This is a genomic window from Rhodococcus sp. NyZ502 (assembly GCF_041464245.1).
GTDB lineage: Bacteria > Actinomycetota > Actinomycetes > Mycobacteriales > Mycobacteriaceae > Rhodococcus_F > Rhodococcus_F qingshengii.
Map to the genome: position 1 here is coordinate 2,678,463 of NZ_CP167155.1, position 14,528 is coordinate 2,692,990.

Annotated in this window: 11 protein-coding genes; 9 read left to right on the forward strand and 2 right to left on the reverse strand. The window is 61.5% G+C overall.

The annotated features are described in order from the left end of the window. Nucleotides 1-13: 13 nt before the first annotated feature. The 5 genes from ACBG85_RS12560 to ACBG85_RS12580 are packed head-to-tail and all read left to right on the forward strand — an operon-like array spanning nucleotide 14 to nucleotide 5,080. A complete protein-coding gene (locus tag ACBG85_RS12560) occupies nucleotides 14-313 on the forward strand; it encodes a HypC/HybG/HupF family hydrogenase formation chaperone (protein WP_003942168.1) in 300 nt (99 codons plus the stop codon). After that, the gene (gene hypD / locus ACBG85_RS12565; protein ID WP_042450712.1) at nucleotides 310-1,422 is read left to right on the forward strand and encodes a hydrogenase formation protein HypD; all 1,113 of its coding nucleotides are present in this window, start codon (nucleotides 310-312) and stop codon (nucleotides 1,420-1,422) included. The genes ACBG85_RS12560 and hypD overlap by 4 nt, the downstream gene beginning before the upstream one ends. Then, on the forward strand, nucleotides 1,412-2,482 hold the full coding sequence (gene hypE / locus ACBG85_RS12570) for a hydrogenase expression/formation protein HypE (RefSeq protein ID WP_058038669.1): 1,071 nt from the start codon (nucleotides 1,412-1,414) through the stop codon (nucleotides 2,480-2,482). Before hypD ends, hypE begins: the two co-directional genes overlap by 11 nt. Then, complete coding sequence (locus tag ACBG85_RS12575; RefSeq protein ID WP_372027615.1) at nucleotides 2,482-3,231, forward strand: DUF6390 family protein; 750 nt, start codon at nucleotides 2,482-2,484, stop codon at nucleotides 3,229-3,231. The genes hypE and ACBG85_RS12575 overlap by 1 nt, the downstream gene beginning before the upstream one ends. A 31-nt stretch (nucleotides 3,232-3,262) precedes the next feature. After that, nucleotides 3,263-5,080 carry an ABC transporter ATP-binding protein/permease gene (locus ACBG85_RS12580; RefSeq protein ID WP_372027617.1) on the forward strand — a complete coding sequence of 606 codons (1,818 nt, stop codon included), beginning with the start codon at nucleotides 3,263-3,265 and terminating at the stop codon, nucleotides 5,078-5,080. An 82-nt stretch (nucleotides 5,081-5,162) separates the two neighbouring features. Here the strand turns inward: ACBG85_RS12580 and ACBG85_RS12585 are convergent, their stop codons facing one another. Continuing rightward, on the reverse strand, nucleotides 5,163-7,568 hold the full coding sequence (locus ACBG85_RS12585; protein ID WP_372027619.1) for a LuxR C-terminal-related transcriptional regulator: 2,406 nt from the start codon (nucleotides 7,566-7,568) through the stop codon (nucleotides 5,163-5,165). Between the two features lie 153 nt (nucleotides 7,569-7,721). Here ACBG85_RS12585 and ACBG85_RS12590 point away from each other — a divergent pair, with 153 nt between their 5' ends. The 3 genes from ACBG85_RS12590 (at nucleotide 7,722) to ACBG85_RS12600 (ending at nucleotide 11,893) form a co-directional block, all read left to right on the forward strand. After that, nucleotides 7,722-9,386 (forward strand): alpha/beta-hydrolase family protein, encoded by a 1,665-nt coding sequence (locus ACBG85_RS12590; protein ID WP_063316543.1) that lies wholly within the window; start codon nucleotides 7,722-7,724, stop codon nucleotides 9,384-9,386. Nucleotides 9,387-9,489: 103 nt separating this feature from the next. After that, on the forward strand, nucleotides 9,490-10,917 hold the full coding sequence (locus ACBG85_RS12595) for a hypothetical protein (protein ID WP_372027621.1): 1,428 nt from the start codon (nucleotides 9,490-9,492) through the stop codon (nucleotides 10,915-10,917). A gap of 313 nt (nucleotides 10,918-11,230) precedes the next feature. Continuing rightward, nucleotides 11,231-11,893, forward strand: coding sequence for a GAP family protein (locus tag ACBG85_RS12600; RefSeq protein ID WP_058038672.1), 663 nt, complete (start codon nucleotides 11,231-11,233; stop codon nucleotides 11,891-11,893). Nucleotides 11,894-11,944: 51 nt separating this feature from the next. On the opposite strand, the gene ACBG85_RS12605 is transcribed toward ACBG85_RS12600, so the two are convergent. Further along, nucleotides 11,945-13,408: a glycoside hydrolase family 5 protein gene (locus ACBG85_RS12605; protein WP_065455650.1), complete on the reverse strand. Its 1,464-nt coding sequence runs from the start codon at nucleotides 13,406-13,408 to the stop codon at nucleotides 11,945-11,947. Between the two features lie 176 nt (nucleotides 13,409-13,584). On the opposite strand from ACBG85_RS12605, the gene ACBG85_RS12610 reads away from it, so the two are divergent. Continuing rightward, entirely contained in the window at nucleotides 13,585-14,505 is a 921-nt protein-coding gene (locus ACBG85_RS12610) for an alpha/beta hydrolase (protein WP_372027624.1), read from the forward strand. Nucleotides 14,506-14,528 lie beyond the last annotated feature (23 nt).

Sequence of the window (14,528 nt, forward strand, 5' to 3'; positions counted from 1 at the left end):
CAGGAGTTGTGTCATGTGCCTAGCCGTACCGGGACGTATCGAGTCCCTGGAGGAACGCGACGGAACGACGATGTCGGTGGTGAACTTCGGTGGCGTCCGAAAAGAAGTGTGCCTCGAGTACATTCCGGGCGCCCAAGTCGGCGAGTACGTCGTGGTGCACGTCGGATTTGCCATCCAGCGACTCGACGAGGAATCCGCTCGCAGCACGCTGGCGGAATTCGAGCACCTCGGCGTACTGGAAGAGGAATTCGGTGACGGGTTCGAAAGGGCTGCCCGGGCCGCGGGGATCGAACCGAAGGAGACGGAATCATGAAATATCTGGACGAGTTCTCCGATCCGGAACTGGCCGGCAAACTGCTGGATCAGATCCGTGCGCTGGCCACACGGCGATGGGCGATCATGGAAGTGTGTGGTGGTCAGACACATTCGATCATCAGACACGGCATCGATCAATTACTTCCCCAACAGATCGAGATGATCCACGGACCCGGATGCCCGGTCTGTGTCACCCCGCTCGAGATCATCGACAAAGCTCTCGAAATCGCGGCACGACCCGATGTCATTTTCTGCTCCTTCGGGGACATGTTGCGAGTTCCGGGGAGTTCGTCGGATCTGTTCCGCATCAAGAGCGCCGGCGGTGACGTGCGGGTGGTGTACTCACCGTTGGATGCACTGACTATCGCCAAGGAGAATCCGGACCGGCAAGTGGTGTTCTTCGGGATCGGATTCGAGACCACCGCGCCGGCCAACGCCATGACCGTCTATCAGGCCAATCGCCTGGGTATCGAGAACTTCTCGCTACTCGTCTCGCACGTTCTGGTCCCGCCGGCGATGGCCGCGATCATGGATTCGCCAGAGTGCCGCGTGCAGGCATTTCTGGCGGCCGGGCATGTGTGCAGTGTGATGGGAACGTCGGAGTACCCGGCGCTGGCCGAGAAGTACAAGGTCCCGATCGTCGTCACCGGATTCGAGCCGCTGGATCTGCTGGAGGGCATCCGAAAGACGGTGCTGCAGTTGGAATCGGGTCGATACGAGGTCGAAAATGCCTACGCCCGTGCCGTCACCGCGCAGGGCAACACCGCAGCGAAAGCGATGCTCGAGGATGTGTTCGCCGTGTCGGACCGGACGTGGCGCGGCATCGGATCGATCCCGGACAGCGGTTGGCAGCTGGCACCGAAGTATGCGTATTTTGATGCCGAAGAGCGTTTTTCGGTGACCGATATCCACACTGACGAGTCGAGCGTCTGCCGTTCCGGAGAAGTGTTGCAAGGTTTGATCAAGCCACACGAGTGCAGTGCCTTCGGGAAGGAATGCACTCCGCGGAATCCGCTCGGTGCCACGATGGTGTCGTCCGAGGGGGCGTGCGCCGCGTACTACCTGTACCGGCGCCTGGAACTTCAGGAGGCGGGTCATGCCGGCTGAGGAGACCGCTGTCGTGGACTTGTCGGCGTGGGTCTGCCCACTGCCGCTGCGTGATTCGCCGAACATCGTCATGGGGCACGGTGGTGGAGGAGCGATGTCCGCCGAGCTCATCGAGCACCTGTTCCTGCCCTCGTTCGGAAGCGCTGCCGATGCAGAACTCGGTGACTCGGCCGTATTCGACGTCGGCGGGGTGCGACTCGCGTTCTCGACCGACTCGTATGTCGTCAAACCCATGGTGTTTCCCGGCGGAACTATCGGCGATCTCGCTGTCAACGGAACGGTGAACGACCTGGCGATGACTGGAGCGCAGCCATTGGTGATGTCGACGGCATTCATCCTGGAAGAAGGGACGGCACTGACCGACATCGCGGGAATCGCGAAGGCGCTCGGTGAGGCCGCGCACGTTGCCGGCGTTCGGCTGGTGACAGGTGATACCAAGGTCGTCGATGCCGGTCACGGCGACGGAGTCTTCATCAACACCGCAGGAATCGGGATTGTCGCAGACGGGGTGGACATCAGCCCCACTCGCGCACAAGTGGGTGACGTCGTGATCGTCAGCGGCGACATCGGCGTTCACGGCGTGGCCGTGATGAGTTGTCGCGAAGGTCTCGAATTCGGGACCGAAGTGCGCAGTGATTGTGCGGCCCTGAACGGCGTGGTGGCCGACATGATTGCCACCGGTGTCGACATCCACGTCCTGCGCGACCCTACGCGGGGCGGAGTCGCCGCGACCCTCAACGAGATCGCTCAGGCGTCGAACATCGGGGTTGCGCTGGTGGAGCGAGATCTGCCGATTCCCGCTGACGTGCGCGACGCCTGTGGGCTACTCGGCTTGGATCCGTTGTACGTCGCAAACGAGGGCAAGTTGATCGCTTTCGTTCCACGCGAAGATGCCGCCCTGGTTCTGGAAGCGATGCACGGCAATCCACTGAGTGTGGGAGCCGCCGTGATCGGGGAGTGCGTGGCCGAACATCGCACAATGGTGGTGGCGCGTACGGCATTGGGAGGCAATCGGGTAGTGGATTTGCCGGCAGGTGAACAACTTCCTCGGATCTGCTGATGACTGCCGTCGGTATGAACGGGCCGGCGTTGTTTGCCCGCTACGCGTATCCGCCGAACGAGTTGGGTTACTGCGGACCCGACGATCCTTCAGTGCTGCTTCGTCTGGCCAGCGGCAACTCGGGCAGCGGCGACCGTGATCACGCTCGTCAATTCGACGGTGCGTGGCCGTACCTCGAGGCATTGGCTGTAGGAGCGGGCATCGACGACCCCCTGGATTCGCGAGTGATCGAAGCCTATTGGGTGGGAGGTGATCTCCTCGACTCTCTCGATTCGGGGAAGTTGTTACAGCACTTGAGGGGGGCATTCGGTGAACGCGAGAACACCGGGTTCCTCCCCGTCCTCGGGGGTCGGGACCGCGCGCTCGCGCACCACAGTTTTCACGTATTTCTGGTGTATCCGTGGGTCAAGCTTCTTCGGAAGCGCGGTGCGGTCCCACTGTCCGTCCTCCAGAACTGCCGGATCAGATGGGGAGTGGTCGAGGACGTCGGCGAGGAGCATGCATTGGTGGTTTCGTCCCCGCTCGAGTTCGACGGTGAGCAACTCGCACGCGGCCGACCGGCAAGGCAGAGAGTGCGGTGGAGGGTCGAGGGCAACGCGCTTGCGGCGATGCCCGTCCCCGGCGCTGTGGTGACGATGCACTGGGATTGGGTGTGCGACAGGATAACGGCAGAGCAATCACGTGCATTGGATGCCGCGGAAGACTCGGGATTGCGGATCGCGAACCGAATGCTGTCGACCGATATGTGATCGTCAGTTCCCCTCCAGGACGGAGGCTACGGTGAATTGGGGTAGCGCGGTAACGGACAGCGCACTGTGGTTGGCAGAGGCATATGCGATCACGGTAGTGGTTCTCGTCGTCACCGCGCTGCTGCTTGCTCGGTATACCGTCTGGGGCAACCAGTTTCGGCGAATGGCTTGGCCCTACTTCGATCCCCGGCGCACCGTCATTCCGCTGTCGATTCTCGCGTTACTGCTGCTGCTCACGATATTCGGTGTCCGCGTGACGGTGTTGTTCTCGTACTGGTACAAGGATTTCTACGACGCCATTCAGAACCTCGACGAAACCGCTTTCTGGCACTACCTGCGAGTGTTCGCGATATTGGCCGCAGTCCACGTCGCTAGCTCACTCGTCGTCTACCTGGTAGGCCAAACACTCTATATCAATTGGCGCAGTTGGCTCAATGACACATTGACCGACGATTGGCTCGACGGCCGCGCCTACTATCGCGGAAACTTCCTGGAGAACCCGGTCGACAATCCGGACCAACGTATTCAGGCAGACATCACCGCATTCGCGACGTCGTCCCGCACGTTGTCCATGGGCGCCGTCGCCGCAATGGTCTCGATCGTCAGCTTCACCAAGATCCTGTGGGATCTGTCCGGTCCCTTGACTGTTTTCGGTGCCGAGATTCCGCGAGCGATGATCTTTCTCGTCTACATCTACGTGTTGGTGACCACGGCACTCGCGTTCTGGATCGGCCGGCCTTTGATCATGCTGAACTTCTTGAACGAGAAACTCGGCGCCAGCTTCCGGTACGCGTTGGTTCGACTACGGGAGTACGGCGAAAGCATCGCCTTCTATCGCGGAGAGAACGTCGAACGACGCACGCTCGGACTACGTTTTGCTGCAGTGATCCGCAATATGTGGGCGATCGTCTTCCGGACGCTCAAGTTCAGTGGCTTCAATCTGGCAGTGGATCAGACAGCGGTGGTGTTTCCGTTTCTGGTCCAGGGATCTCGATTGTTCAGCGGGCAGATCACTTTCGGCGACGTGATGCAAACTGCTCAAGCATCCGGCCAGGTGCACAATTCGTTGTCGTTCTTTCGAGAGTCCTATGCCGATTTTGCAAGTTTCCGGGCCACACTGATCCGTTTGACCGGGCTCGCCGATGCCAATCGACGTGCCCGCGCACTTCCCGTGCTCGACGCGTTCTCCGCTGGCAGTCATTTGGTTGTTCGGGGACTCGACGTGCGCACGCCGGTTGGTGAGGCGTTGATCTCCGAACGCGACATGTCACTGGGGCCCGGCGATGCACTGCTGGTGAAGGGTCCGTCGGGTAGCGGCAAAACCACGCTGCTCCGCAGCATCGCGCAGTTGTGGCCGTACACAAACGGTTCCGTGACCACCCCGGTCGGAGACGTCCTGTTCCTCTCACAACGGCCATACCTACCATTGGGTTCTCTGCGCGCGGGTTTGGCATATCCGGACCAGTTGCCCTCAGGTCAGCCGAACACCGGGCGCTCGAACTTCGACGACCGCAGGCTCCACGACGCGCTCGCCGAGGTGCATCTCGCACATTTGATCGGTCGGCTCGACGAGCCGGCTGATTGGACTCGAATTCTGTCGCCGGGCGAACAACAACGGTTGGCGTTCGCCCGAGTCCTCCTGATCCGACCGCGAACCGCATTTCTCGACGAGGCGACATCCGGAATCGACGAAGGCCTCGAGTACACGCTCTACGACATCCTTCGCCGTGAACTGCCCGACAGCATCATTGTCAGCGTCGGGCATCGCAGCACTCTCGACGTTTTTCACAATCGACAACTCGAACTGCGCGGTGCGGGACACTGGACTCTCGCTGATCACGAAGGCTGAGAAAACTTTCGACGGTCGGATTCTTGCGACAGGATTCGGCCGGGTTACCCGCCGCGCCGCGATCGATCGAAGACACCGACCGTCACGAGGTCGAAGGGTTGCGGAAGTCGTTTGTGTGCTGGAGCACCCAGGCCGCAATCCTGGTGCGCGAGTCGTACCCCAGTTTGTTCAGTATGTGATCGACGTGGCCGTCGACAGTGCGCTGAGAAATGACCAGCTTGTCCGCGATTGCTCGGTTGGTCAGGCCCTGTGCGACGAGTTCGGCCACCTGCTGCTCCCGCGGAGTCAGCACTTCGTCGGCCGCCGATTTCGGTGATCCACCGGGCGGTTGCTCTCTCAGCGCGCGGGCCGCTGCGTCGTCGAGAGTCAGAGCTCGTCCATGATCGAATGCTGTTTGAAACACCCTGTCTCCGATCCGGTTACGAGCCTCGGTCAAGCTGTTTTCGTGGTACGGGACCATGCTCCTGAAGGTGTCCATCGGGCTGCCCGTGGCGGTGAACAGCGTGTCGGCAGCTCCCATCAGTGTGGCTGCCAGCTTTGCGTCCCGGTCGACAAGCGTCCACGCGATTTCCTCGAGGCACCATGCACATCCGAACTGGTTACCCAGCCCTCGAAGCAATCGGAGAGAATCTTCGAGTAGCTCGATACCGCGAGCGTGGTTGCCATGACGCCACAGGGCGGATCCGTAGTCCGACATCGTCATCGACCGCCACAAGATTTCGCCGCGCGATTCGGTGAGGGCCAACTCCTCCTCGTAAATGCTTGCAGCCTGGTCGGTTTCGCCGAGTGCGTCGACGACGAAGGCGAACCAGTAGAGTGCGGGTACCAGACGGGCGATGTCGTCGTTTGCCCGGAATGCTGCGACAGCCTGCTCCAGGTACTCGGCGCCGCGCACGAGATCGCCGTCGGCGACCGCGACGAATCCGAGCGTGTACCGCGCCAGTATGCGTCCGTCGTCGTTCCGCTGCATCTCGGCCTGTCGCCGAGCCTCTTCGGCAATGCTTGTCGCCGAAGCGATATCTCGTTGGAGGGCTGCCAGCAGTGCGCCTGTCGCGGCGGCCTCGACTACCGCGTCACCGAGAGTGCCCTCGGTCAGTTCGGGCACCTCGGCCAGGGCGCGACCCAACCAGTAGCGACCTTCGTTGAATCGACCACGTGCAAGCCAGTAATCATGCAGAGCACTTGCGGTACGCAATGTGGCTTCGACCGAGTCGGGTTCGGTCAGACCGAATTCCAACGCGGTGCGCACGTTGGGTAAGTCGCGGTCGATCCGCGTCATCCAGTCGATTTGGTGCGGCCCCGTCCAGTCGACTCCGGCGCGGAAGACGAGTTGCCTGAACCACTCACTGTGCCTGCGCTGCAGCGAGACCCACTCGTCGACTGACACCAGTTCACGCCCGTAGTCGCGAAGAGTCTCGAGTAGGCGGTAGCGGACGTACGAGCCGTTTTGTTCACGGATGAGGATCGACTTGTCGACAAGGGACATCACGAGATCGCCCAAGTCGTCGTTCTGTGCTTCGTCGGCGAGAATTCCTTCGACGGACCCGAGATCGAAGCTACCCGCAAATACGCTCGAGTTCGCCCACAACGACTTCTCCGGCGGCGTACACAGATCGAAGCTCCAGTCGATACTCTGTGCAAGCGTCTGTTGACGCGCTGGAGCGTTCCGGCTGCCCCGCGTCAGCAGTTGGAAGCGGTCGTCGAGTTTTTGCAGGATCTGATCGACCGACATCGCCCTCAGTCGGGCAGCCGCCAACTCGATCGGCAGCGGTAGTCCTTCCAACCGGCGGACGATCTTCTCCACAGCCGCGCTGTTCTCGCTGGTGATGCGGAAGTCCGTCACGGAGGAACGTGCCCGCTGCTCGAACAGCATCATCGCATCACCATCACGGGTGTCGGTTGGCGACGGCGCCTCGGTGGGAAATCGCAGAGGCGGCACCCGTAATACCATCTCGCCGGGAATGTCGAGCGGTTCTCGGCTGGTCGCCAGAAGTGCCAATCGGGCACAGCACCGGAGGAGTTCGGCGGCGGTGTCGGCCACCCAGCCGATGAGGTGTTCGCAATTGTCCAGAACAAGCAGGACACGTTCGTCGACGAGACGGCCGATCAGTACCGATCGCGGTGACCGCGTAGATCGGTCTTGTACTCCGAGTGCGGCAAGAATCGTCTGATCGAGAAGTGCCGGCTCCCGCAGTTCGCTGAAGTCGACGAACCAGACGCCCCCGGGGAACGCACGGGAGGAATCATCGGCGGCACGGAGCGCCAAGCGGGTTTTGCCGACCCCACCCAGGCCCGTAAGGGTCACGAGCCGGTAGTCCGACAGCAGGCGTCGGACTTCTTTGGCCTCGGACCGGCGACCGACGAAACTGCTCAGTTCGATCGGTAGGTTTCCTCGTTTTGCCGCCATGAGAATCGCGCCGAATTTGTACGTGCTGAGTGGATTGACCCCACACAGTGTACGCGGAATCGCGTGTGTGAAATCTGTCAACGCACCACCGGTGTTCGCCCGTGATTGCCGTTGGGTCGAAGCTTTTCGGTGCATGACGCGGAATAGCGAACACTTTCCACCGACGTAGTTCGCGCCTCATTCGAAAGGGATGAGAGGCGCATTTCATCTTTCTGGCGCACTTACGATTCGGGCATGAAACGTGTGTGGGAAGGTGTGCGGCGCTACGGCAAGACACTGCACTCGGTCGGGTTGTCGTTCGGTCTGGTGTTTTTCGTCCTCTCGATGAGCCCGTCCCTCTTACCGCGCGCGTGGTACCTGCAGGGCGTGGCAACCGGTATTTCCGTCGCCACCGGGTACGGCATCGGTGTGAGCGTGGCGTGGATGATCCGCAAATGCGGAGTCGAACCGAGATGGTCGGACCGGACCAAGCGGATCGGTTGGGCCGTACTCGCCGTACTGGCAGTGATATTGGTGCCTCTTTTTCTGATCTTGGGTTCGTGGTGGCAGCAGATCGTCCGTGATCTGGTCGAGGCGCCTCGCGTGAACCGGGCGAACTATCTTCTGGTGCTGCTGATTTCGCTGGTGGTGTGGTTGATCTTGTTGGAGGTGGGTCGCGGTCTGCGGCATCTCACCAGAGGACTCGCTGCCGTTGCTCTGCGGTTTGTTCCCAAGGAAGCAGCGAAAGTCGCGAGCTTGGTCGTCGTCTTCGCGTTGGCGATCTTCGTCGTCAACGGTGCCCTCTACAACGGGCTCATCGCTTTTGCGAACTGGAGTTTCTCCGGCGCGGACAACGACACGCCCGATGGTATCGACCAGCCTCTGATCGCCGAACGCAGTGGTTCACCCATGTCTGCCGAGGCATGGGATTCGCTGGGCAAGGAGGGTCGCACCTTCATGGGTAGCGGGCCGTCTGCGGTGCAGATTTCCGCGCTGACCGGGCTGGACGCGAAGCAACCCATCCGCGTGTACGCCGGCCGTGAGTCGTCGGATTCCGTCGACGGTGTCGCGCAGCGGGTCGTCAACGAACTCGAGCGCACCGGCGGCTTCGACCGTGCCGTCCTGGCAGTAGTGACCACCACCGGCCGCGGCTGGGTGAACGACGACGTGGCGTCCGCTTTCGAATACGTCCAGGGCGGCGACACCGCCATCGCGGCGATGCAGTACTCGTTCCTTCCCAGCCCTTTGGCATTCATCGCCGATCGCGAAACCCCGATGGCCGCAGGCCGGGCGCTGTTCAACTCTGTCTATGCGAAGTGGATCGATCTGCCGCTCGACAAGCGCCCCAAGCTTGTCGTTTTCGGCGAGAGCCTCGGATCGTACGGGGGACAGGCCGCGTTCGCGGGAGCACAGGACATGGCGACGCGGGTGGATGGGGCGTTGTGGTCGGGGACTCCGAACTTCACCGCTCAATGGCAGGAGATCACCAGCAGTCGTGACTCCGGCTCACGGGAAGCCGTGCCGGTGATCGACGACGGGCAGTCGATTCGTTTCGCTGCCTATCCGGAGGATCTCGAACTGGATGCGCCGTGGAACGACTCACGCGTCGTGTACTGGCAGCACGCCAGCGACCCAATTGTCTGGTGGTCTTTCGACCTGCTTCTGAACAAGCCGGACTGGCTTGCCGAGCCTCTCGGCCGTGATGTCGATCCGGGAATGACGTGGATACCGTTCGTGACATTCTGGCAGGTGACACTCGACATGGTCTTCTCGGCGGACGTTCCGCCAGGTCACGGGCACAACTACGGTGCCGAGGCGGCGGACATGTGGGCGCGGATCCTGCACCCCGACAACTGGTCTCAGTCGGACACCGACGCGATTCGCGGCGCTCTGACGAACGACTTTCAACCCACCAAGTAGTAGTGCGGAGTGCGGACCTCGTGACGGTCTCTCGTCGTTGGACCGGGAGTACTCGCTCTAGATCGTTCTATCACTGTTTGTCAGCTATCTAACAAGGAGCGCGATGCATTCATCAAGAACACTCGTAGCTGCGGTGGCGCTGAGCGCGATCACTGTATTTGCCGGGGCTGGGTCCGCGGTCGCCGCGCCGGCGGTCGGATCTGTCGATTTCGGTTCGTCGAGCGGATCCGGATCAGGAACCGGTTCGGCTAGCGGATCCGAATCTGGTTCTGTCGATTTCGGATCCGGCGGACCGGACGTCGAGCATCCGGTGTCGACCTGCTTCTGGTCCGTGCCGATCAATCCCGAGCGCGCGGACCCACAGCTCAACTACGCCTTTCCTGACACTGCGGCGATTTACTGGGCTGCGCAGTTCACAATCCCCGAGAACGCCGAGTTGGTTATCCGAGGGCAGTATGCGCATGCTCGCTATCAGTCGTTGAACTCGTACAACGCGGCAACCGCGATGCCGACCGCCGTCCTCAATGACATTTCGACTGCTCCGGACGCAGGCTCGCGCAATACCTATCTTCCCGGTGCCGATCGAGCGAACGAAGGTGCCAGGTCGTACACGGCTTCCGTCCTCAACGAGGCCTCACCTGCTGAGCCGAAACCCAACACCTTGTATGCCGGTGTGCCAGGTCAGGACCGGATAAGCCTGCTTTATCGCATCTACCTGCCGGACACTGGGCGTGATCTCACCGGCGGCGTAGGACTGCCTGAGCCAGAGCTGCACCTTCCCGGTGGTCAAGTGCTGCGGGGGCAGGATCTGTGTTCAGCGGTCGGTGCGGACAACGGAATCTTGAAGCCGGCTTCGCTGCCGTTAGACACGTACAAGGCATTGCGTGACCAACCGGGCAAGCCTGCGACATTCCCTTCCGAGCAGGCACCAGTCTGGCGGGCGTACTACAGCGCCGAGTTCACGCTCGGCTGTACCTATCTCGGCAAATGCGATGGCACACCCCAGCGGGTGGGCGGGCAGTACTCCAACATCGACAACAGCTACGTCACAGCCGAAGTCAACCGTGGGTTCGGCGAAGTTCTAGTACTTCGGGGAGAGTTGCCGAGGACTCCGAAGACTACAGGCGGCGCAAAGAATCTCGACAGCGCGGTCGACATGCGGTTCTGGTCGATGTGCAGCAATGAATCGCTGGCAACGACGAAGGTAGCGACGTGTCTGTTCGACGAGCAGATGGCCACTGATGCGGATGGTCGCTACACGATTGTCGCGTCGCTCCCTGAAGACCGACCCGCAAACGCTACGAAGGAATGTGGGGTGTCATGGCTTTCGCTCTCGCCGGCCGGTGACGGCGCAGGGCATCCCGACGATTCCCTCTTGATCATGCGGAACATGCTGCCGGCCAAGGACTTCAGCCACGCTGCACACGATACCAAGACGCCCGGCGACGAGAAGGCCGTGATGGGAGAGTATTTGCCGGACGGGCAATATACGTCCAAGCTCGTGTTCGAGGGCAGTGGCTGCGCGAAGTAACCCGTCTTTACGCGTGAGGTCACTACTCGAGATTGTGTCTGGTGATCCTCCTCGATGATGTCGGCTGCGCTCTGCTGCGAGCGCAGCCGACACACCGTTAGCCAAGTCTTTTCGCGATCTTCGGTGGGGAATCGAGGCCTGCGGTTCAGGCACTCATCCCTTTCGAATGAGGCATCAACTACGCAGGCGCTCGCAGTGTCAGCATTGTCGCGCAGCGGTATCAGCTGTGCTCTGTTGTCCGCCGTGGCGGACAGGGGCGCCTTTTCTCGCCTACCGCCTATCCTGCTTGCTGCAATCAGAAATGAGTTTTGACATGGGTTCCGTTGTCGGAGAACTTCTCCCATTGGCCGTCGGTGTCGCCGTGTCGCCGGTGGCCGTCATCGCCACTATCTTGATGTTGCTCTCCAAGCGAGCGGGTAGCACCAGCGCCGGGTTCGCGGTGGGCTGGTTACTCGGAATCTTCATCGCTACAGTTCTTTTCGTCATCTTGTCCAGTGCCGTCAGCACGTCAGACGACGGACCGTCCGCCACGGTTTCGTGGATCAAACTAGCTCTCGGTGTCCTCCTGTTGGCCGTCGGGGTCAAGCAGTGGCGGGGGCGCAGCGGCGAGCACGAAACACCGAAGTGGATGCAAGCCGTCGACGAGATGACCGCGGTCAAGGGATTGGGCCTTGGATTCGCGCTCGCCGCGATCAACCCGAAGAACCTGCTCATGTGCATCGCGGCCGGAGTGTCGATCGGCTCGGCGTCGTTGGCGACCAGCGGAGCGATCACCTCGATTCTCGTATTCACGGTCATCGCCAGTTCAACTGTCGCGATCCCGGTCATCGGATACCTGGTGGCTGCTGATCGCCTGCGAAAGCCATTGGCCTATCTCAAAGTCTGGCTCGAGGACAACAACACCACGGTGATGAGTGTGTTGATCTTGGTCGTCGGAGTTGTTCTGATCGGCAAGGGAATTGGCGGAATCTTCTGATACCCGCTCTTTCGCGTGGTGTGAACGCGCGATTCCCGGATGATCGTTCGATCAGGCGCGCTTGACCGCGTAGTCGCCGTCGGCGTGACCGATCAGTTGCCATCCGCCCTCGATCGGGGACAGTCGGACGTCGGAGAGATTCGTGGTCTCGAGCTGTGGCCGGTCGGTGCCGGGGTACCAGGCCTCGACCCGTCCGGTGCCGCTCCCGTCAAACCCGTCACGCGATACCTCCGTCAGCGAGCCGGGCGCTGCCCGCGGATACGCTCGCGAGAGTGGCGCGGCGAATCCCTCTACGAGCCCGAGTGATTCACCGGACGGGCAGTCGATGCGATTCAGATTTCCCTGCGGCTGGTGGGTATTGCCGTCGCGAACCGGGTGGGGGTCACCGCACGCTTGTGTCCACGACCACCACGCGCCGCCCATCCGGTACCTGTCGGTGGCATCGACGAAGCGGTCGACGTCTGCTCTCTGCTCGTCGGCGTCGCCGAACCAACCCCATTCACCTGTCCACAACGGTGCGTCGTACCAGGCGGCAGCGAGGTCGGCGATCTTGAATCCGTCTTCGATTCCGGGAAATTCGCTACTGACCGTTATCGATTCGCTGTAGAGATGTGGCGAGAAGACCACCAGGGGATCGGTCAGGTAATGGCGTGGAGGCAGCGCGTCGAGGCCGAAAGCCGACCAGATCGCGCTGGGCTCGAAGAACACGAGGTGTGGAAATCCTCCTGCTTCGGCCTGTCTGATGGCGTCGGTGGCCCGCTTGTAGAACTGCCCGATCTGATCAGCTGCCGTGAATGGATCGCGCAGGCCGGGGTTCGGTTCGTTCAACAGGTCGTATCCGGCTACAGCTGGTTCGTCTTTGAACTCGGCAGCCAACCGCGCCCACGTCGCGACGAGGCGACTCTGGATTCCTTGCTCGTCGTCGTAGAACGCCTGGAAGGCATGGGCGATCGCGGGTGCGGCTTCCCTGAGTCCACCGATGTTGCAGGTTGTCCATCCGCCGGTCAGGGTTGCCCACTCGGGTGCGCCGTCCCAGCCGACTCCCGGCCGCATGAATGACGGGCACGACTGGTCGCTCGGAGTGCCGACGTACGGGCCCCATGCATCCTGATGCATGTCGAGAACGGTGTAGATGCCGTGGTCTTTTGCATCCTCGACCGCTACTCGAACGCGGTCGACGTACGCAGTGTCGAATGCACCGCGGGTCGGTTCCAGGAGGGACCACGCGACGTTGAGCCGGACGACGTTGAAGCCCAGCGCTGCCATCTGCGCGAAGTCCGTTCTTCCCAGCGGCGTAACGGTGGGTAGACCGGTGCCGTTGGTTGCGTAGTCATTGAGACCGTTGGCGTTCGCGCCGCGGAGCAACACCGTTCGTCCGTCGACGTCCTTGATCGTTCGATCTGCGACGGTCAGTTGGGGGAGAGTCCAGCCCGGATCCGGTGGTGCAGCGTTCGCCGCCGGAGTTGCAATCTGGAGGACCAGGATTGCGAGGGTGGCAAGCAACAGCGCACGCATCCATCGACCTTTCTAGACAAACGTCCAATTCCGAGTTGAGGCTAGCGTGAGAAGACCTCTTTCCGGCGCGGTTTGCTCATACCTGTCACGGCCCCGCGTTGCCGAGAACACGTCGGACACGTGCTCCTGCTGGAGGTGTCATCATTGTCGACAAGTCTCGACCCGAGGGAGCCCTGGTGAAGCTTGCATTGACTGATCTGATCGAACAAATGCCTCGTGACGATTTGGCGAGTACGCGAGCGTTCTATGCGTCGCGGCCTGCCGGTGTCGGTCCGAGTTCCCTGCAGGAACTGCTTGTGGTGCGAGCATCCAGGGTGGTTGATCCCACGGCGAGCCGGGCTGTTGAACACACACTCGACATCGAGGGCCGATCCGTTTCGGTACGCGTAGTCACTCCGAAAGACGGCGATGTCAACGGGGTCTATCTGTATCTTCCGGGTGGGGGTTTCTACATGAGTTCAGCGGCCAGCGTTGACGCCCGAAGCATGAGACTTGCCGACGAGGTCGGGGTGGTAGTGGTTACCGTCGATTACCGGCTTGCACCGGAATTCCCTTGGCCGGCAGCGCCGGACGATTGTGAGGCAGTCGCCTTGTGGCTGCTTGAGGTCGCTGCCGAACGGTTCGGGACGACCAGGCTCGCCATCGGTGGCATGTCGGCGGGAGCAACCTTGGTGACGACGACGTTGCTGCGCCTTCGTGATCGAGGTCTGGCCAAGGCATTTTCGGGTGCGGTGCTGGAAGCGGGCACGTACGACGTCAGTGCCCAGACTCCCGCGGGCCGCACCATCAGCGACGAATACTTCATCGAAGCCTACGTCGGCCATGTCGATGATCGCACTCTTCCGGATATTTCTCCGACATTCGGCGACCTCAGCGGCCTGCCGCCGACCCTCGTTGTCGTTGGATCAGAAGACGTGGTCCTGGCAGAGAACCTTGCCATGGTGGCGCGACTGTCGGCGGCCGGAAACGACGTCGACTTGCGTCTCTATCCTGATGTCCCGCATGGATTTACAAACCATCCAACGCCTGTTGCCCGGCGTGCTGCGCTAGATATGGGTGCTTGGCTTCGGAATCGACTCGACTCCGACCCCGCGTGACAAGCACGGGCGCGGTTCAGTGT

Excerpts from the sequence above, each read along its gene's own strand:
- ACBG85_RS12560 (WP_003942168.1), top strand. The coding sequence starts at position 14 with ATGTGCCTAGCCGTACCGGGACGTATCGAGTCCCTGGAGGAACGCGAC.
- ACBG85_RS12595 (WP_372027621.1), top strand. The coding sequence starts at position 9,490 with ATGCATTCATCAAGAACACTCGTAGCTGCGGTGGCGCTGAGCGCGATC.
- ACBG85_RS12575 (WP_372027615.1), top strand. The coding sequence starts at position 2,482 with ATGACTGCCGTCGGTATGAACGGGCCGGCGTTGTTTGCCCGCTACGCG.
- ACBG85_RS12590 (WP_063316543.1), top strand. The coding sequence starts at position 7,722 with ATGAAACGTGTGTGGGAAGGTGTGCGGCGCTACGGCAAGACACTGCAC.
- ACBG85_RS12600 (WP_058038672.1), top strand. The coding sequence starts at position 11,231 with ATGGGTTCCGTTGTCGGAGAACTTCTCCCATTGGCCGTCGGTGTCGCC.
- hypD (WP_042450712.1), top strand. The coding sequence starts at position 310 with ATGAAATATCTGGACGAGTTCTCCGATCCGGAACTGGCCGGCAAACTG.
- ACBG85_RS12605 (WP_065455650.1), bottom strand. The coding sequence starts at position 13,408 with ATGCGTGCGCTGTTGCTTGCCACCCTCGCAATCCTGGTCCTCCAGATT.
- hypE (WP_058038669.1), top strand. The coding sequence starts at position 1,412 with ATGCCGGCTGAGGAGACCGCTGTCGTGGACTTGTCGGCGTGGGTCTGC.